This is a genomic window from Sporomusa rhizae (assembly GCF_041428845.1).
Taxonomy (GTDB): Bacteria; Bacillota; Negativicutes; order Sporomusales; family Sporomusaceae; genus Sporomusa; species Sporomusa rhizae.
Map to the genome: position 1 here is coordinate 313,366 of NZ_CP156925.1, position 18,501 is coordinate 331,866.

Consider the following 18,501-nt stretch of genomic DNA (forward strand, 5'->3'; position numbering starts at 1 on the left):
GGCATCTGCTATATTCTATGAAAAAGATCCAAAAAGTGTTATGTTGTTTCGACATAACACTCTGATTTTTTTTATTCAACAACAGAATGCTAATTTTTTCTGCAGGACAAGCCTATTTTTTTTACGTATTATTCCGTTTTCTAATCATGTTTTTCTAAAGGGAATCATAGTTATAATCTAGGGTTTGCCTGCGATAGCAGTTGTGCGCAATAACGGCTGTTTCTTGCCATTTTTTAGTTTTTTTGTCACATAAAAATTAGAGCAGGCATATATATAACTAGAATACACAAAGGGGGGAATCTGCATGAACGATAGAGCCAGTAAAGAATGTACTTTAGGGGCGGAAACTGGGCCGCAAACTATTATCGTGCGGCAAATAATTGGGGAAACGGAAAAGCAAAAGGCCCTGGATATTCACGTAGTTGTTCCGGATAGGAAACCCGCCATTGAGCAAATTGTCGATGTATTTGTCAAAGAAGTAGAAGTAAACAGCGTTGATGTTATCACTGATAAAGTGGTTGTTCGCGGCGAATTCGAGATTAAGGCTATATATGTTGCTTGTCTGCCTGACCAACCTGTGCATGCTGTAGAGATTAAACATTATAGGTGGACTCTTGATATTGATGTTCCGGGTGCTCGCCGGGGAATGGATGCTGAGGCAAGCGTAGTTGTCGAATTTGTTGATTATGATGTTGATGATCATACCCGTGCGTATAAGTACAAGAACCATGAGCCAATGGATTGTGAAGAAGAAGAAGCTGCAACTGAGGAAGAATGCGACGACCATGACCATGACCATGACCATCACCACCACCACCATTGTCTTCGTGAATTTGATGTATCGGTAATTTTGAAAGTAACTGCCAAAGTTATGACCGACCGTGAAGTTATGATCAATACCGGTGGCCTGCCTACCAAACCAAAAGGATAATGGTAAGCATAGTCTGATTAAGGGGGGGGAAAAATGGACGACAAAACAAGGGTGGCTTCAGGCTCGACAGACACTTCAAATTCGACAGTAAAAACAGTCTCAGGCGTTACTACTACCGATAGTTCCGAGCTCGGCTGTACCTGCCCGCAACCGGGACCGGAAACCATAGAGGTTGAACAGGTTCTAGGAGCCGAAATGGCGCAACGGGTAGTTGAATTTGATATGTTTGTTCCGGCACAGAAACCAGACATTGATCAAGTAGTTGACGTATATGTAAAAGAGTTGGAAATTACTAAGGTTGATGTTATCTACGATAAAGTAGTTGTGCGTGGCGAATTGGAAGTAAAAGTTATGTATGTGGCCGATTTACCTAATCAGCCGGTACACGCTTTTGAAAAGAAACATATTCGCTGGACACGGGACATCGGAATAGACGGCGCTAAACCTGATATGAAGGCTACTGCCGATGTATCGGTTGAGTTTGTTGACTACGATTTTGATAAGCATCATCACCATCATCACGATCACCATCACGATCATCATCACGATCACGATGCCCACGATAGGCGTAAAGTCCATATTACGATTGTACTTAAAGTTTGGGCCAGAGTGGTTACTACTACCGAGATGGATGTTTATGCCTTGAGTCCTGTAGATGAAGTTGGTATCGTTGAAAGCACAACCGCCAGCAATGTAGGCACAGACCATGTCAGCGCTAGTCAGTTTACTGAAGAAAGTGTGTCCGCTGCCGAGACTGGCGGTGGGAACATAGCAGGCTATGGTGAGCAGAATGTTATTGTTACTGGTCCGATGACTCCTACCGCAGGAGTTTCGACAAGTGTTACTGGAACTGTAACAGTAACAGGCAATGTTGTTAATGTAAGAACAGGTCCAGGTACTAACTTCCCAGTAGTAGCCAAGGTTAATAAAGGCACTACTTTAACAGTTAAAGAACAGGCTTTTGGTTGGTACAAAGTAGTCTTACCGGATGGAACTACCACCGGTTGGATTGCCAGTTGGCTGGTAAGCGGTACTACTTCGAAAGGATAGAGAACAGCGACCCAGGGATGTATCAAGTCCCTGGGTATTGTTTTCGAATTGAGGATGTTTAGATACAAGGATAATAAGCTGTTTCGGCACTAGAGAGGAGATGGCCCTAATGTTTCGGGCACTGCAGTACATTGGTCCGGTTGGGCTGGGAGCTACATCTCCCCAGCTATTCCGTGCCCAAAACGATGCTGGTAAAATTAAAGTCTGTGTAGTAAAGCTCACAATAAACCGGCTGGGTGCTAAAGTTTTGGTAAATGAGTTATTAGCTGTCCAGTTTGGTAAATGGATGGATTTGTGTTTTCCGCCAGGAGGATTAATCCAAATCCCTCAGGATTTGCTGCAAAAGAGCAGAAGACTGGGCGCGGCAGGGGTACCCCCGGGCTGGCATTTTGGTTGTGAGTATTTAGATAGAGCCGGATATGTAACCAAATATAACTTGCACCGGGCAATAAATAAAGAACAAATGGCCGGTGTAATGCTGTTTGACCATCTGTTCCATAATCCCGATCGTACGGAAAACCGCAAGAATCTTTTACTGCGTAAAGAATCAAACGGCTACAAATTATATGCTATTGATAACTCGCACCTATTTCGCCGTGGCCGGTGGACTATTGAGATGCTTAAAAATATGACTGACAGCATAACGTTAAATCATCGAAGGTCGTATGGTGTGCTTTTAAAATACTACCTTAATCCAAAGCATTTTTTGCATTATGCTCAAATTGTAGAAAAGATTTCTGATGAAGAGTTGCTGGCGTTTGTAGAAAGTATACCCCAGGAGTGGTTAGCGAATATAGAGGAACGGCAAGCATTGGGTGAGTTTCTCATAGCCCGACGCGGTAAAGCTACCTGGGTGGCGGAACGGTTAAGTGAGTTAATCCCTAATGTAAATAGGCGTACCGATGTTTATTAATGTAAACAACTCTTCGGCATGGGCATTATGCATTCTGATGCAGCCATTAGATACCATTTGACCGATCAACCAAGGTGAGTTGGTTCCATGAACGCCGTAAGCATCAAAATTAAGCCCCATCCAGCGTGTCCCTAGCACTCCACCGGGATTCATGATCTTGGTAGCGATGGCAAAATTGCCGGCAGGTGTTGGTGTGGAAGGTTTACCGATTGCTACCGGATATTGCCGGATAGGACTATTGCCATCGAACAAAGTAAGCTGGCGCTGGGATTTGATAAGCAATATGTTAGCCCGGGGAAGTGTAAAGCTGGCTCTGCCTACTAGGGGAATCGGGGAAATTTCAGTAACGTTGGCGGGTTGGCTGTGACAATAGGAAATATAGTTTTCGCCTTCAGGCAAGTTAATAGTCTTTAATGATTCAGGCAAATAAATCGTTCTGACTTTCATAATACTCACTACCTCCGTTTTCTCCCAAATTTCTTCTTCATTATATTCAGCATAGCCGGTTTTGGTTAGCAAAGTTGTTGTATAAAGTAGCTGCAATTTTGGTAAAAATAGGAGTAAAGGTAAAAACGGGAGAAATATGACGAAATGAGTAAAAAGAGCGATACCGGTTCAAGTAAGGAATCTGGCAGTCTTCTGATTATTGGCGGTCATGAGGATAAGACCGGAGAATGTCAGATTCTAAAGCATTTTATTGACATGGCCGGTGGCAGGGATAGCAGTATTGTAGTAATTGCCACGGCCACAGATGAGCCGCGTACTGTCGGAAATGAATATCGTGAGCTGTTTCTTACTTTAGGTGCAGCCGCGGTAAGTATTATGGATGTTACCAACAGAGAAACGGCAAACCAGAAAGAACAGGCGGAGAGTATTAAAAAAGCTACAGGCATATTTTTTACAGGCGGCGACCAACTGCAGCTGACCAGCATTTTAGGGGGATCGGCAGTAGACGCCGCCCTTCGTGCTGCCTTTACTCAGGGAGCTGTTATTGCTGGTACCAGTGCCGGCGCAGCGGTAATGAGTGAAACAATGATTGTCGGTGGCAACTCTAATGATACGCCTAAGAAGGCTTCCTTGAGCATGGCGCATGGCATGGGGTTTTTAAACGAAGGAGTAATTGACCAGCATTTTGCTCAGCGGGGACGAATCAACCGTTTGCTGGCTGCGGTAGCACAGAATCCTCATGTATTAGGGATTGGTATTGATGAGGATACCGCTCTTAGTGTCGGTCCGGATAGAATGTGTAAAGTAATTGGTTCACAAACCGTTACTATCATTGATGGAAAGAATATCATCTACTCCAATATCTCCGAGTCTAACCGTAATCAGCCCTTGGCTATATCTAATGTTTTACTGCATATTTTGCCTTCCGGATTTGGTTTTGATTTAAACCGAAGGCTGCCTATACAGCTTGAGACCAACTAAACTAGGGGGACTTATCATGCAATTACTGTCCACGCGTTTTATTCCCGGACCTAACATTTATAGTTATCATTCGGTTATAAAAGCAATACTTGATATTGGCACCTATGAGGATGTTGCCAGTAATGCCATTTGCAATTTTGTATCCCGCTTACTGAGTCTTCTGCCGGGGCTTGGCGAACATTCCTGTTCACGGGGATATCCCGGTGGTTTTGCGGAACGCTTGCGGGAAGGAACTTATTTAGCTCATATATTTGAACATGTGGCGCTTGAACTGCAATCGCTTGCCGGGAAGGAATATTCTTCTGGATTCGGCAAGACGCGGGGGTCAGGTCACCGCGGTATTTATAATGTCGTATTTGGATGTAGGTGCGAACCGGTGGGGCTGGCAGTTGCTGAAGGCGCTTATCAAGTGTTAACTGCAACATTGACTGGACAAGCAATTAACGTCCAGGAACTGGTGGCCACGATCAAAAGAATTGGCGACGATACTAAACTTGGACCAAGTACTGAAGCTATATATCAAGCCGCAAAACAGCGTGGCATTCCGGTGCATCGCCCTGATTATGACACTAATTTTCTTATTCTGGGTCATGGAAAAAAACAAAACAGGGTTTGGGCTTCTATTACCAGTCGCACAAGTTCTTCCGCTGTTGATTTGGCCTGTGACAAATTTCTTACTAATAAGATTTTAGGACAAAATGCACTGCCTGTTCCGCATGGGTATGTCGTAGTGAGCTCTGATGAAGCTAAGGATGCTTTTGCCGCTATTGGTGCACCGGTTGTTATGAAACCCGCTGGCGGCAACCACGGCAAAGGGGTTACTTTACATATAATGAATATGTCCGAGGTTGAGGCGGCCTTTGCTTTGGCGGCTGAGTTCGATAAGCGGGTGTTGGTAGAAGAGTATGTGACTGGGCGTCAATATAGGCTGTGTGTCGTCGATGGCAAAGTTATTGCCGGAGCGGAGAGAATTCCGGCCCATGTGGTTGGAGACAGCAAGCATACTATTAGTGAACTTGTAGATATTGTTAACCAGGACCCGACGCGGGGGAGTGGACATAGTCGCCCCTTAACCCGGCTGGAATTAGATGCGGCAGCCTGTATGACCTTGGCGAAACAAAGTTTAACAGCGGCAGCGGTGCCGGATTGTGGACAGGTCGTCTATATCCGTGACAACGCTAATCTTAGTGCCGGTGCAACTGCGAACGATATTACTGACATTATTCATCCCGAAACCATTTGTCAGGTTGAACGGGCAGTGAGGCTCATTGGGCTAGATGTAGCCGGTGTCGATTTGGTTGTTCCCGATATTTCGGAGCCGTTAACGGTTGGATACGGCGCGATCATTGAAATTAATGCGGCTCCCGGTCTCCGGATGCATTTACACCCGAGCCGCGGAGTGGCGCGGGATATTGGTGCAGCCATTGTTGATTATCTGTTTCCGGATGGTGATGATGGCAGAATTCCTATTATTGCAATTACCGGTACCAATGGAAAAACAACGGTTACGAGATTAATTGCCCATACTTTTCGCCGGGCCGGCTTTAAAACAGGTATGGCAACCTCAGATGGCATCTATGTTGACAATGAATGTATTGTAAAAGGTGATACGACTGGTCCAGCCAGCACGAGTATGGTTTTAGCCGACCCTATCGTTGAGGTTGCTGTTTTGGAGGTAGCCCGCGGTGGCATTATTCGCGGTGGTCTGGGGTACGATTTTGCCAATGTCGGTATCATTACCAACATTACTGAAGACCATATCGGTCAGGATGGTATCGAAGATTTAGACGATTTGGCTTATATCAAGTCTCTGATTATCGAAACTGTCCATGCAGACGGTATCGCGCTGTTAAATGCTGATGATCGTCGGGTGGCTGCTCTTAAAGCGAGAGCCAAAGCCAAAATTGTATATTTTAGTACCCAGTCTGATAATATTACTGTTCGCCGTCACTTAGGGGAAGGCGGTAAAGCCTGTTTCGTTAAGAATGATATAATCTATCTAGCCGAAGGCAAAACTGAGCAGGCATTAATCAAAGTATCAGATATCCCTATTACTCTTAAAGGTGTTGCAAACCATAATATCCAAAATGCTGTTATTGCTGCCGCCGCCTGCTGGTCCCAGGGGCTATCTATTGGCGATATCCGCAGTGGATTAACTGACTTTTGTGAGAACCCTGGACGGCTTATGCTTATGGATATTGGCAGTTTTCAAGTATGTATTGATTATGCTCATAATCCTGCAGGCTGCCGGGCGCTTTCTAATACGTTGCGGCAACTTAATCCTAAACGGTTAGTTGGGGTAATCGCGGCTCCCGGTGACCGCCGCAATGATGTTATTATCAGTCTCGGACGGGAGGCCGGGCAAGGTTTTAATAAAATATATATCAAAGAAGACGCTGATTTACGAGGGCGGCAGCCCGGTGAAACAGCTGCGTTATTAAAACAAGGCGTGGTGGAAGCGGGGCTTGATCCTGAATGTATACAAACTGTTTTAGACGAAAGCCGGGCTGTGGCTGTTGCTTTGTCAGAAGCCGAGGCTGGAGATTTAATCGCTATTTTTTACGAGGACTATGATACTGTATCTAGTGCAATTAATGAATTTTCGCCATCAGCTACACGCAGTGCGGAGGTAACGCCGGTCTATCAGGAGTTAATAGTTGCCGGAGTTAGGGTAGAAGGATAACGAAAAAATTGGGTTAATGCAATTTGGCAGTTGCAGGCAAATATCCGAACAGGTAGAATATACATAGTATAGATTTGTCATGGAGGTGTTCCGGATGGAAATAAACACTGCAGCTGCCGATCAAGAATTGCAATTAGTTATTTTTCGGTTAGCTAAAGAAGAATATGGTTTACCTATTACTAAGGTACAAGAAATCAACCGTCTGGTTCCTATCACTAAATTGCCGCAGACGCCCGCCTTTATGGAAGGTATTATCAATCTGCGCGGCCGGATTATTCCGGTAGTCGATCTTAGAAAACGCTTTCAACTCGAAGTTTCGGAGTATAATGATGATAGCCGTATTATTATTGTTGAAGTAAATGGACAAACTGTAGGTATCATAGTTGACGCTGTTGCCGAAGTAGTAAGGATTTCCTTGTCAAGTGTGGAGCCGCCTCCGCCGTCATTCATTCTGGATGCCAAGTATATTCAAGGGGTGGGCAAGCTTGACGGACGTTTACTGATTTTGCTGGAAATTGACCAAATTCTGAGTACCCAGGAAGCAATTGCTCTTAAGCAGCTTAATGCGTAGAAATCTGGATATGCTAACAGTAAAAGCCTTTGCCAAAATTAATTTGGCGCTTGATGTCCTATATAAACGTCCTGATGGTTATCATGAAGTAGCGATGGTGATGCAGGCTGTTAGTCTAGCCGATACCATTATCCTTACAAGTCATCCGGGGGATATTGTACTTAATGTCAATATTCCCGGGTTACCCGATGATGCTAGTAATCTAGCTTACCGGGCTGCAGCCTTGATTAAAGAGTATGCAGGAATTCAGCAAGGGGTATTGATTACTCTTGATAAACGCATTCCTCTTGCAGCTGGGTTGGCAGGCGGCAGTGCCGATGCTGCTGCCGTGTTAAAAGGTTTAAATAATCTATGGGAACTTAACTTGAGCTTGGATAAGCTAAGCAAGCTGGCGGCCAAACTGGGCTCTGATGTGCCCTTTTGCCTGTATAACGGCACAATGCTGGCTACCGGGCGGGGGGAGCTTCTATCGCCGTTGCCGCCTTTGCCTAAGTGTTATGTTATACTTGCGAAACCGGCGGTTGAGGTACCTACCGCTTGGGTTTACCAGGAGTTTAAAGCTGATAGAGTTCAGGTCCGGCCGGATATCGCGGCTATGTCTAAATTTCTTGAGCAAGGCAGTATTGACGGTGTTGCCGGAAATTTGGCTAATGTTCTTGAGAGTGTAACTATTCCGGCGCATCCGGAAATTGCTAAAATCAAAGAGTCGATGCTCAAATACGGGGCCATGGCTGCGCTAATGTCGGGTAGCGGGCCGACCGTGTTTGGTCTTGCCGGTTGCCAGAAGCAGGCCGAGGTTATTGCTAGTCAGTTAAAGACTGAGGGTATACCTGAAGTATTTGTGGCAGAAACAGTGTCAAAGGTGGAGTGATTGTGGAGAGGCGATTAGTACCTATTAAATTGGACAGTTATAAACCGCTTAGGGAAGTAGTGGCCGAGACATTAAGAGAAGCTATTGTTAACGGAACTTTAAGTCCTGGTGAACGGCTAATGGAGATTCAATTAGCTGAAGAATTAGGTGTTAGCCGGACTCCGGTGCGGGAAGCAATTCGCAAATTGGAACTAGAAGGCTTTGTTGTTATGATTCCTCGTCGTGGGACGTATGTGGCCGATTTATCAATAAAAGATATTAATGAAGTTTTCGAAATACGCACAGCGCTTGATGTGCTTGCAGCCGGGCTGGCTGTGGAACGGATTACCGAAGATGAACTGGAACAGCTCGAACGGCTTTTGGTCGAAATCAGCGATCTAACTGAACAGGGCGATGCTGACAAGATTGTGGAAGTAGACGGCCAGTTTCATGATATTTTATACAGAGCCAGTCGCAACGACCGCTTAGTGGGAATTATAAATAATCTAAGAGAACAATTTACGCGGTTCCGCTCCATATCTATGCAGTATCCGGGGCGTATCCAAAAAACAGTGGAAGAACACCGGCGTTTGGTAGAAGCCATTGCTGGCCGTGATTTGGAGCTGGCACAGCAAATCGCCCGTGAACATATGGAAAACTCAGAACAAACTTTGTTGCAGGATTTGAACGAACGTCGTCACGCTTAACTTCTCAAAGGAGTGTAACCAATGTATGATGCCTTGATCTTGGCTGGTGGCGAAAATAACCGGCATTTGAATCACTATACTTCTCAGCCTTTTGAGGCCTTGATCGAAATTGCCGGCAGGCCGATGGTGGAGTTTGTGGCAGAAGCGCTTGCTTTAAGTCCGCATGTCTCCCGCATTTTTGTCGCTGGGCCCACAGCTGAGCTCAAACGGTGTTCTTTTCCTGCTAATACGGTTATTGTAGATAGCGGCCGGACAATTATGGAAACCATTCAACTGGGGATAAAGGCATTGGGGCATGAAAATCTTACACTTGTTGTGACGGCGGATATTCCGCTCCTGACGGCGGCAGCTATTGATGATTTTATAATGCAATGTACCAGCATAAATGCCGATTTATATTATCCTATTGTTACTAGAAGTGACCACGAATGCCGTTTTCCGGGTAATAAACGGACCTATGTGCGTTTGCGGGAAGGCACGTTTACCGGCGGGAATATTTTTCTAGTGAACCCCAGTATTGTATCACAATGCGTGCAAGTGGCTGAACGAATTATTGACAACCGGAAAAATCCGTTTAAGCTTTGCTGCCAGTTAGGCTGGACGTTTGTAGTGCAGTTTTTACTGGGAACACTAAAATTAAAACAGGTTGAGAAACGGGTAGGAGAGATCCTGGGAATTCAGGGTGCCGTTATCCAGTCACGGTATGCCGAACTTGGGATTGATGTGGATAAACCCAGTGATTTAGACCTTGTGAGGAATTGTTTTACGCAAAACTGTTGATAAAGTGAGACTTGATTCAGTGAAGTTTTAACTCCGTCTGAATCTTAGTCATCGGATAAACGCGGGTATCCGCGTTTATTTCTTTAATAGACAATTTTCTTAGCCTGGCAGGAATTAAGCTCTCTATAGAGAATGTGAATAAAAAAATATATTTAGGAGAAAATATTCGGTATTTCCCTGAGTGTGGAGGCAGTAAGTATGGATAAAGTACGGAAAATGGAACGGGTAGCGGCTTTAACAAAAATATTGTCGGACAGACCCCGTTATTTGTTTTCGCTTAGTCATTTCAGCGAACTTTTCGGTGCGGCTAAGTCGACTATATGTGAAGATATTACTACAATAAAAGAAACAATGAGTTATTTTGGCTTAGGCACTATTGAAACCGTAGCTGGAGCAGCCGGAGGCGTTCGATTTATTCCTACCGTACCGGCAAGCGAAACGGATGAACTCCTGCACGAATTGGCACGTCGGCTGGCAGAACCTGACCGTATTATTCCAGGAGCATTTCTATACATGTCAGATTTACTATTTACTCCGCATTTAATGGCCAAAGTAGGAGAAATATTTCTGGAACGGCTGGCGCATTTGGCACCCGATTATATTCTAACAGTCGAAACAAAAGGAATTCCGTTGGCTTTTATGGTAGCTCGTGCCTTTGATCTTCCACTAATAACTGTACGGCGGGGCAGTAGGGTGACGGAGGGCTCGGCTGTCAGCATTAATTATGTTACAGGTTCGTCCAAGCGTATTCAAACAATGTCACTTCCTAAACGGGCGCTGCCGGCTAAAGCAAGAGTGCTTATTATGGATGACTTTATGAAAGCCGGTGGTACGGCTCGCGGCATGGTTGACTTGGTTCAGGAAGTGGGGGCTGAAGTTGCTGGTATTGGAGTTTTGGTAGCAACAGCAGAACCTGAACATAAATTGGTGGATGACTATTCGGCATTACTTATTTTACATGATGTTGATGAACATACTAAAGTAACAGACATAAGACCGGTTTTAACAACTGGTGAACCTTCAGGAAATAGGAAATAGTCTAAAAACCCTTGTCTATAGTAAAATCTAAAAGGAGGGAGCAGTATGTCGGATAGAACCGCTACTGTAACTTTAGCTGATGTGGAAAAGGCACGGGAAGTTTTGTCCAGTGTCGTTCATCGCACTACTTTGGATAAGAGTAATACTTTTAGCAGTTTAACAGGCAACGAAGTGTATTTGAAGTTGGAAAACCTGCAAAAGACGGGGTCTTTTAAGATTCGAGGTGCTTACAATAAAATAATGAGTTTAACCCCGGAAGAGAAATCTCACGGGGTTATTGCCGCATCGGCCGGTAATCATGCCCAGGGGGTTGCCTACGGTGCAGATCAGGCAGGAATCAAAGCCACAATTGTTATGCCAGAGATTGCGCCTTTAGCTAAAATTACTGCTACCCGGGGCTATGGTGCCGAGGTTGTTCTGGCTGGTGCCGTATATGATGAAGCTTATAACAAGGCTAAAGAGCTGCAGGCCGAGACGGGACAAACTTTTATCCATGCGTTTAATGATCCGGCGGTTATTGCCGGGCAAGGAACAATCGGTCTTGAAATATTGCAGGACTTAGAAGATGTTGATGCCGTTGTTGTCCCTATTGGCGGCGGTGGCATGATTGCCGGCATTGCGGTGGCCATTAAAGAATTAGCGCCGCACGTAAAGGTCTATGGGGTACAGGCACAAGGGGCGCCGGCTATGTACATGTCTAAGAAAGCCCACGCCATTAGGACAACCAAAGATGCCGAAACTTTTGCCGATGGAATTGCTGTAAAAATTCCGGGGGAATTAACCTTTGACCTTATAGATAAATATGTTGATGACATTTTCGTTGTTGACGATGAAGCCATTGCCAGCACTATTTTGATGCTCTTAGAGCGGGCTAAGCTGATGGTTGAAGGTGCGGGCGCAACAAGTCTTGCTGCTGTTTTGCATGGCAAAATTCCTGTAAAGGGCAAGATTGTCAGTGTTGTATCAGGTGGTAATGTCGACGTAAACTTTATTTCCCGTATCATTGAACGGGGCTTAGTGAAAGCTGGCCGGCGGGTACGCCTGCAGACTATTGTCGTCGATAGACCGGGAAATTTACAGCGGCTGCTTGCCATTATTGCTAAAGTCCAAGCCAATGTACTGTATGTATCCCATGACCGGGTAGAACGGCATGTGCCGCTGGGGCAGGCCGTTGTCGAGATTGGCCTGGAAACGAGAGATGTTCTCCATACCGAACAGATTATGGCCTGCCTTCGCAATGAAGGATATAAAGTCGAGATTATTTAGTGTTTCCTTCCAGTTTGTGAAAAGAAGTACTCATAATTTGATTAAGGTGAGAGGAATTTGGCTATTTGTGTCGAAAGTGTAATAGTTGCTGGTTTCAATTGACTAGGGTCCTGAACTTTCAGGAGTAGTCGTGAATAGGAGGTATATTGATGTCACAACTGATGGCCGTCATCCTGGCAGCTGGTAAAGGAACGCGGATGAAATCAGCGTTGCCTAAGGTGTTACACCAGGTAGGCGGCAAGCCTATGGTTCAGCATGTACTGGATGCGGCAACTTTCGCCGGAGCAGCCAAAAGTGTTGTTATTATTGGTTTTGGCGCGCAAACCGTAGCTGACGCTTTAGCCGGTCAAACTGAATTTGCTGTTCAGGCTGACCAACTGGGAACAGGGCATGCCGTGATGCAGGCCAAAGAGCAGTTGGCTGATTTTGATGGTACAGTAATGGTGCTTTGTGGCGATACTCCGCTTTTGACCGGAGAACTTCTGCAAAAACTTTACGTGGAGCACAATAAAGAGCAAGCTGCAGCTACTGTGTTGACAGCAGTTATGCCTGATCCGACCGGGTACGGACGAGTAATCCGTGATACGGCCGGACAAGTCATAAAAATCGTAGAGCATAAAGATGCTGCTCCGGCAGAACTAAAAGTATGCGAAATCAATACAGGTATCTATTGCTTTGAAGCAAGATTATTGCTAAAAGCACTTGAGGGTTTGACTTGCAATAACGTTCAGGGTGAATATTACTTGACCGACGTTGTTGCTATCTTAAACAGCCAAGGGCAAAAAGTATGGGCGGTAAGTGCCGCCGATCACCGCGAAACAATGGGAATCAACTCCAGGGTGCAGTTAGCGGAAGCTGAATGCATAATCAGACAGCGCAAAGTGCAGTCGCTTATGGAGAACGGCGTTACTATAATGGATCCCCAAAGTACATTTATTGATGCTCAGGTAGAGATTGGACCCGATACCATCATTTATCCTTTCACCTGGATTGAAGGCCAAAGTAAAATTGGCGCAAACTCGTCAATTGGACCGAATAGTCGCCTTACCAATACTACCGTTGGCGAAGACGTTACCCTTCATTTTTCATATGTACATGACTCAACTATCGGCAATGATGTAACAGTGGGTCCCTATGTACATCTTAGACCTAACACCGAACTAAAAGATGGTGTAAAAGTAGGTAACTTTGTTGAAGTAAAAAACAGCGTTGTTGGTCAGAAAAGCAAAATACCGCATCTAAGCTATATTGGTGATACAGACATGGGTGCCGGTGTCAACATTGGTTCCGGTACTATCACGGTTAACTATGATGGTAAACATAAACACCGTACTACAATTGAAGATGATGCCTTTATTGGCTGCAATACTAACTTGGTGGCGCCGGTTACAGTGGGACAAGGTTCCTATGTAGGTGCCGGTTCTACGATAACTAAAAACGTTCCTCCCAAGTCCCTGGGAGTAGCACGCGCCCGCCAAAACAATATTGAGGGCTGGGTGGAAAAACAGCGGAGGTAAGAAAAATGGAAGACACAAAAAGACTGCGAATATTTAGTGGTAACGCTAATCCGACCCTGGCTCAGGAAATTGCTACATATCTTGGTTTGAATGTTGGTGATGCCTTCGTCGGAAGGTTTAATAACGGCGAAATTCAAGTTATGATTGATGAAAGCGTGCGCGGCACCGATGTGTTTATTGTTCAGCCGACAAGCTATCCGGTAAATGATAACATGATGGAATTGTTAATCATGATTGATGCCGTGAAACGGGCTTCAGCCAGAAATATTACAGCTGTAATCCCTTACTATGCATATGCCCGGCAAGACAGAAAAACCCGTGGTCGTGAGCCTATCTCAGCCAAACTGATGGCAAATCTCTTAACGGTTGCCGGGGCTACCCGTGTAGTTACCATGGACCTTCATGCCGGACAGATTCAAGGTTTCTTTGATATTCCTGTTGACAATCTGCCCGGTGTTCCTACTTTGGCTGAATATGTTATGTCTTTAAATCTGGAAGATCTTGTTGTCGTATCACCAGACTTAGGCGGCGTATCCCGTGCCCGTCAATTTGCTGACCGGATGCACGCGCCCATTGCTATTATTGAAAAACGCCGTCCTGCTCCTGGCGTAGCTGAAGTTATGAATCTTATCGGCAGTGTTGAAGGTAAAACTGCCGTTATCGTAGATGATATTGTTGATACTGCTGGTTCACTGACCGAAGGCGCTAACGCTTTAGCAAGAATGGGAGCTAAGGCTGTATATGCATGCTGCACTCACGCCGTATTAAGCGACCCGGCCGTAGAGCGGATTGAAAAATCCAATATCACTGAACTTATTGTCACTAATACAATTCCTATGCCGGAATCTAAGCATAGTCCCAAAATTAAGGTATTATCAGTTGCGCCGCTGTTAGGTGAAGCGATAATTCGTATTTTCGGCGAATTGTCTGTTAGCAAACTGTTCGATAATTAAGCTATAAATAAGGTCATACGGAGGTCACTGCAATAGGGCGCGAATATCGCGCCCTATTTATAAATAAACTTCTATATGGACAATTATTATATTACTAGGGCTACGGCTGAGGATATACCGGCTATTGCCCGAATATTTACTGAAAGTTTTATAGACAGCGTACTGCATCACTGTGGTGGGCAACTACCTAAGCCGCAGGCAATGCAAGATGTTTTTGCCCTGGTTTATGCCGCCGAGCCTGAGGCAGCTTTGCTTGCTAAAAATGAAGCGGGTCAGGCTATAGGCTATTGTTTTGCCCCTGTCCGGTTATACAGGCTCTGGCTCAAAGCAATTACCGGCGGGCATCTCCTTGCCTGGGCGTGGCGCTGGCTGACAGGCCAATACGGTTTTGGCCTGCATCCGGTAAAAGTAATTCTACTAAACAAACTTGCTTTTCTCCGGTCGGCGGCTTCTCCTGGTAAAGCGGCTAGTGCCCGGATTTTATCTATTGCCGTGGCGGAAAACTCACGGGGATTGGGTATTGCCGGCAGGTTAATGAAAGAGGCAGACAAGTATTTTCGGCAGAACAGGGTGACACGGGTACGACTGGAAGTACGGCCCGATAATGCTCCCGCGATCAGAGTTTATGAAAAGATGGGCTACTATCCGGGGGGAACTACCTATGATTCGCAGGGTCCTTGGCTTATTATGTTCAAAGAAATCTGCTGAAGCGGGGTTAACTTACCATGTTTGAAACAAAAGTCCGGCTTATTAGCATGCTGGGACTAATAACCGTAATCGTAATTATCAGCCTGGTCATGGATTATTTCCGCGTGCTCAGGCGTCCGGTCCGGCTGGGACTTAGTATTGCCATTCTCGGCATCCTTACCGGGTTTGTGCTGACAATCAATGCTGTATTGCCGGAAAATCATTTTTATGGACCGGTATTTTCCAAAGTACATACAAGTCAAAAGCTAGTGGCTCTTACCTTTGACGATGGACCAAATCCGCCATATACAGGTCAAATTCTTGATGTATTAAGGGAAAAGCAGGTTCCGGCTACTTTTTTCGTCATTGGCCAAAATGCTAAGAAATATCCGGATTTGGTTCGCAGAATTGCAGAAGAGGGGCATCAACTAGGCAACCATACTTATAATCACATCGATCTCCTCAAAGCTGACCGCCCGACCATAGTTAGTGAGGTAGAAAAAACTAATAATGTCGTTGCTGGCATTATTGGCTATGCTCCGCATGTTATCCGGCCGCCGCATGGTTTCCGCGACGCTGTTGTTATGGATATTATGGCCGAGCATAAACTTAAAGTTGTGGAATGGTCAGTTGCCAGCAGGGACTGGGTAAATCCGGGAGCCGAAGTCATTGCTGAACGGACACTGGGAAAAGTAAAAAATGGTTCGGTCATCCTACTGCATGATGGTGATGGGATTGCAGGTGAATTGTCTCGTGCCCAGACGGTGGCGGCTACCCGCATAATCATTGATAAGCTCTCGGCTCAGGGATATAAATTTGTCACGGTGGATGAAATTCTTAAAGTTTCGGAGGAGTAAATGAAAATTGTTGTTGGTCTGGGCAATCCCGGACAAGAATACAGCGCTACCCGTCATAATATCGGCTTTATGGTAATAGACAAACTGGCAGAGCGCTGGGCGGTAACTTCATGGCGTGATCGGTATAATGCAGAGGTGGCGGAATACCGTGGCGAGGAAACTGTACTCTTAGTAAAACCACAAACCTTCATGAATCTAAGCGGCCGGGCGGTAGTACCGCTGGCTGCTTTCTATAAAGTTGCATACGAAGATATTATTGTTATTTATGATGATCTTGATTTGCCGGCAGGACGGCTGCGTCTCAGACTCAAGGGCGGTTCAGGTGGTCACCGCGGTATTGAATCTTTGCTTTATGAATCCGGTAAAGATGATTTTTCCCGGGTACGTATTGGTATTGGCCGCCCGCCTGAGGGCTGGGAAACGGCCAACTATGTGCTGGGGCGCTTTACTGCCGAAGAAATGCCCTTAATCAGCCAAGCTCTCGGGCAAGCAGCCGATGCTGTCGATTGTATTATCAAAGACGGCTTTACCAAAGCCATGAATCAGTTTAACAAAGGATAATAATTTATGATTACAACGCTTTATGCCGATAAACACGGCGAGATATTTGATGCTCCCGGCTGTCAGGCCGTTGGCCGGCTGGGTGGGGATTGCCGCCCCTTAGTTCCAGAAGAAATGATTCCGCTGCCTGAGGGGGCAGAACTCATGTATTTGCCGGGACGAGATGCCTTATATATGGAAGGGCAGACTCCCAGCAAATTAAAAGGACGCTTGGCCGTGGCGGCTATGTTGCCTGTTGGCTACACCCGTACTATGCTGCCTGCTTATGAACAGCGTCCTGGAGCGCCGCAATTGCCCCTTTATGGCTATACTGCAGCCGCTCTTATTGATGACGAAATCTATGTAGCGGCAGTAAAGACGGCTGACAACACAAAATGGCATCCGTACCGCTACAATACTCCTGACTTGAAAAAACGAGTGGCTAAGGTTAAGCGGGATTTGCCTGACAACCGGCTTGTTGAGCATTTGGCCAACTGCTCGCTTACGTGGCATTGCTGTACAGCGCAAAACCTGTTCTACCGGCGCTGGGAGGCCGGTATTCCGGTATCTCCGGCGTGCAATGCTAATTGTCTTGGCTGTATTTCCCTGCAGCCTTCTGAATGTTGTCCGGCACCGCAAAGCCGGATACCTTTCATACCAACACCAAAAGAAATTGCCGAAATCGGGATATATCATTTAACATACTCGCCTGATCCCATCATCAGCTTTGGGCAGGGGTGTGAGGGGGAGCCATCGTTAGCGGCTGAGATTATTGCCGCTGGTATTGGCTTAATTAGAGACAAAACTGACCGCGGCCAAATAAATATCAATACAAACGCCGGGTTTACCCAAGGCATTACCAAAATTGTCGATGCCGGTCTTAACAGTATGCGGGTAAGTATCATCAGCGCCTTGCCGGCTACTTACCAAGCCTATTACCAGGCCAAGTACAGTTTGGAAAATGTCAAACATTCAATTGCTTATGCTAAACAGCAGGGTGTTTACGTATCGCTCAATATGCTGCTGTTCCCGGGACTTAACGATCGTCCTGAAGAGCAGGCTGCCTGGCTGGACTTCCTAGGGGAGACCGGAGTAGATATGATTCAGCTCAGAAACCTTAATTTTGACCCAGACGCGTTTCTGGCAGCGATGCCCGCAGGCGGTCATCCGCAAGGAGTACAGCATTTTCTCCAGGCTATCAGCAGAAAATTCCCGGCTATAAAGCTTGGTAGTTTTACTGAGAAGGTATAAGAGTTAGGCTCTCTAAGGTACTAATGAATATATGATGGTACTATTATTTCAGCAATAAGTCTTTTCTAATGTTATTGGGGATATACTAACAAAGTATCACTTGAATAACATAAGGGGGATTTGTTGTGGACGAAGCAAAACAAGAAGTTCCTGAAACTAAGTCGAAAAAGGAAGAGCAGCCTGAACAGCAGGTAAAAGTTGGAGAAATAGATAGCCTGGATCCTAACGTTGACCAAGATCTGATGCGTTTGTCTGGCGGTTACTAACCTGCAGCCGGAATTTCAGCGATATCTGGAATTCCGGCTGTTTTTCTACACCTTCGGGTATAAGTGCAACATCGACTTTCGCTCCTCCCGAAGACTCGGCGCAAGTCGTGTTTTCTATATGCAGGATTTACTGGGATATATAAAGAATTTATAAGAATATCTGTCCGGTATAACTGCAAAAAATAATCCTTGCATTTAGAAAATTGCAGGGGG

The 18,501-nt window shown here is 45.6% G+C and carries 19 protein-coding genes; 18 read left to right on the forward strand and 1 reads right to left on the reverse strand.

The annotated features are described in order from the left end of the window. The first annotated feature begins 304 nt into the window (after positions 1-304). The 3 genes from SRRS_RS01310 to SRRS_RS01320 all read left to right on the forward strand — a co-directional run bounded on the left by SRRS_RS01310 (position 305) and on the right by SRRS_RS01320 (position 2,894). Positions 305-931 carry a DUF3794 domain-containing protein gene (locus SRRS_RS01310; RefSeq protein WP_371365522.1) on the forward strand — a complete coding sequence of 209 codons (627 nt, stop codon included), beginning with the start codon at positions 305-307 and terminating at the stop codon, positions 929-931. A gap of 33 nt (positions 932-964) precedes the next feature. Further along, entirely contained in the window at positions 965-1,981 is a 1,017-nt protein-coding gene (locus tag SRRS_RS01315; protein WP_371365524.1) for an SH3 domain-containing protein, read from the forward strand. Between the two features lie 109 nt (positions 1,982-2,090). Beyond that, complete coding sequence (locus SRRS_RS01320; protein ID WP_371365525.1) at positions 2,091-2,894, forward strand: HipA family kinase; 804 nt, start codon at positions 2,091-2,093, stop codon at positions 2,892-2,894. Here SRRS_RS01320 and SRRS_RS01325 read toward each other — a convergent pair. Next, a complete protein-coding gene (locus tag SRRS_RS01325; RefSeq protein ID WP_371365527.1) occupies positions 2,856-3,341 on the reverse strand; it encodes a L,D-transpeptidase in 486 nt (161 codons plus the stop codon). The genes SRRS_RS01320 and SRRS_RS01325 overlap by 39 nt on opposite strands. 144 nt (positions 3,342-3,485) lie before the next feature. Between SRRS_RS01325 and SRRS_RS01330 the strand changes: the two genes are divergently transcribed. The 15 genes from SRRS_RS01330 to SRRS_RS01400 all read left to right on the forward strand — a co-directional run bounded on the left by SRRS_RS01330 (position 3,486) and on the right by SRRS_RS01400 (position 18,288). Next, complete coding sequence (locus SRRS_RS01330; RefSeq protein WP_371365528.1) at positions 3,486-4,322, forward strand: cyanophycinase; 837 nt, start codon at positions 3,486-3,488, stop codon at positions 4,320-4,322. A gap of 16 nt (positions 4,323-4,338) precedes the next feature. Further along, positions 4,339-7,005 carry a cyanophycin synthetase gene (cphA, locus tag SRRS_RS01335; RefSeq protein ID WP_371365530.1) on the forward strand — a complete coding sequence of 889 codons (2,667 nt, stop codon included), beginning with the start codon at positions 4,339-4,341 and terminating at the stop codon, positions 7,003-7,005. Positions 7,006-7,099: 94 nt separating this feature from the next. Continuing rightward, positions 7,100-7,576 carry a chemotaxis protein CheW gene (locus SRRS_RS01340; RefSeq protein ID WP_371365532.1) on the forward strand — a complete coding sequence of 159 codons (477 nt, stop codon included), beginning with the start codon at positions 7,100-7,102 and terminating at the stop codon, positions 7,574-7,576. A gap of 10 nt (positions 7,577-7,586) precedes the next feature. Then, a complete protein-coding gene (gene ispE, locus SRRS_RS01345) occupies positions 7,587-8,447 on the forward strand; it encodes a 4-(cytidine 5'-diphospho)-2-C-methyl-D-erythritol kinase (protein ID WP_371365534.1) in 861 nt (286 codons plus the stop codon). Between the two features lie 2 nt (positions 8,448-8,449). Beyond that, positions 8,450-9,133, forward strand: a complete 684-nt coding sequence (locus SRRS_RS01350) for a GntR family transcriptional regulator (RefSeq protein WP_371365536.1) — start codon at positions 8,450-8,452, stop codon at positions 9,131-9,133. Positions 9,134-9,154: 21 nt separating this feature from the next. Continuing rightward, a complete protein-coding gene (locus tag SRRS_RS01355; RefSeq protein WP_371365538.1) occupies positions 9,155-9,913 on the forward strand; it encodes an NTP transferase domain-containing protein in 759 nt (252 codons plus the stop codon). A 198-nt stretch (positions 9,914-10,111) separates the two neighbouring features. Then, entirely contained in the window at positions 10,112-10,951 is an 840-nt protein-coding gene (gene purR / locus SRRS_RS01360) for a pur operon repressor (protein WP_371365540.1), read from the forward strand. Positions 10,952-10,996: 45 nt separating this feature from the next. After that, the gene (gene ilvA / locus SRRS_RS01365; RefSeq protein WP_371365541.1) at positions 10,997-12,217 is read left to right on the forward strand and encodes a threonine ammonia-lyase; all 1,221 of its coding nucleotides are present in this window, start codon (positions 10,997-10,999) and stop codon (positions 12,215-12,217) included. 149 nt (positions 12,218-12,366) lie between these two features. After that, complete coding sequence (gene glmU, locus SRRS_RS01370; RefSeq protein WP_371365543.1) at positions 12,367-13,734, forward strand: bifunctional UDP-N-acetylglucosamine diphosphorylase/glucosamine-1-phosphate N-acetyltransferase GlmU; 1,368 nt, start codon at positions 12,367-12,369, stop codon at positions 13,732-13,734. Between the two features lie 5 nt (positions 13,735-13,739). Next, the gene (locus tag SRRS_RS01375; RefSeq protein ID WP_371365545.1) at positions 13,740-14,687 is read left to right on the forward strand and encodes a ribose-phosphate diphosphokinase; all 948 of its coding nucleotides are present in this window, start codon (positions 13,740-13,742) and stop codon (positions 14,685-14,687) included. A 75-nt stretch (positions 14,688-14,762) separates the two neighbouring features. Further along, positions 14,763-15,395, forward strand: coding sequence for a GNAT family N-acetyltransferase (locus tag SRRS_RS01380; protein WP_371365546.1), 633 nt, complete (start codon positions 14,763-14,765; stop codon positions 15,393-15,395). 17 nt (positions 15,396-15,412) lie between these two features. Beyond that, positions 15,413-16,231 carry a polysaccharide deacetylase family protein gene (locus SRRS_RS01385; RefSeq protein ID WP_371365548.1) on the forward strand — a complete coding sequence of 273 codons (819 nt, stop codon included), beginning with the start codon at positions 15,413-15,415 and terminating at the stop codon, positions 16,229-16,231. Further along, positions 16,232-16,792, forward strand: a complete 561-nt coding sequence (gene pth, locus SRRS_RS01390; protein ID WP_371365550.1) for an aminoacyl-tRNA hydrolase — start codon at positions 16,232-16,234, stop codon at positions 16,790-16,792. 6 nt (positions 16,793-16,798) lie between these two features. Beyond that, a complete protein-coding gene (locus SRRS_RS01395) occupies positions 16,799-18,022 on the forward strand; it encodes a radical SAM protein (protein ID WP_371365552.1) in 1,224 nt (407 codons plus the stop codon). Between the two features lie 125 nt (positions 18,023-18,147). Beyond that, on the forward strand, positions 18,148-18,288 hold the full coding sequence (locus SRRS_RS01400) for a hypothetical protein (RefSeq protein ID WP_371365554.1): 141 nt from the start codon (positions 18,148-18,150) through the stop codon (positions 18,286-18,288). Positions 18,289-18,501 lie beyond the last annotated feature (213 nt).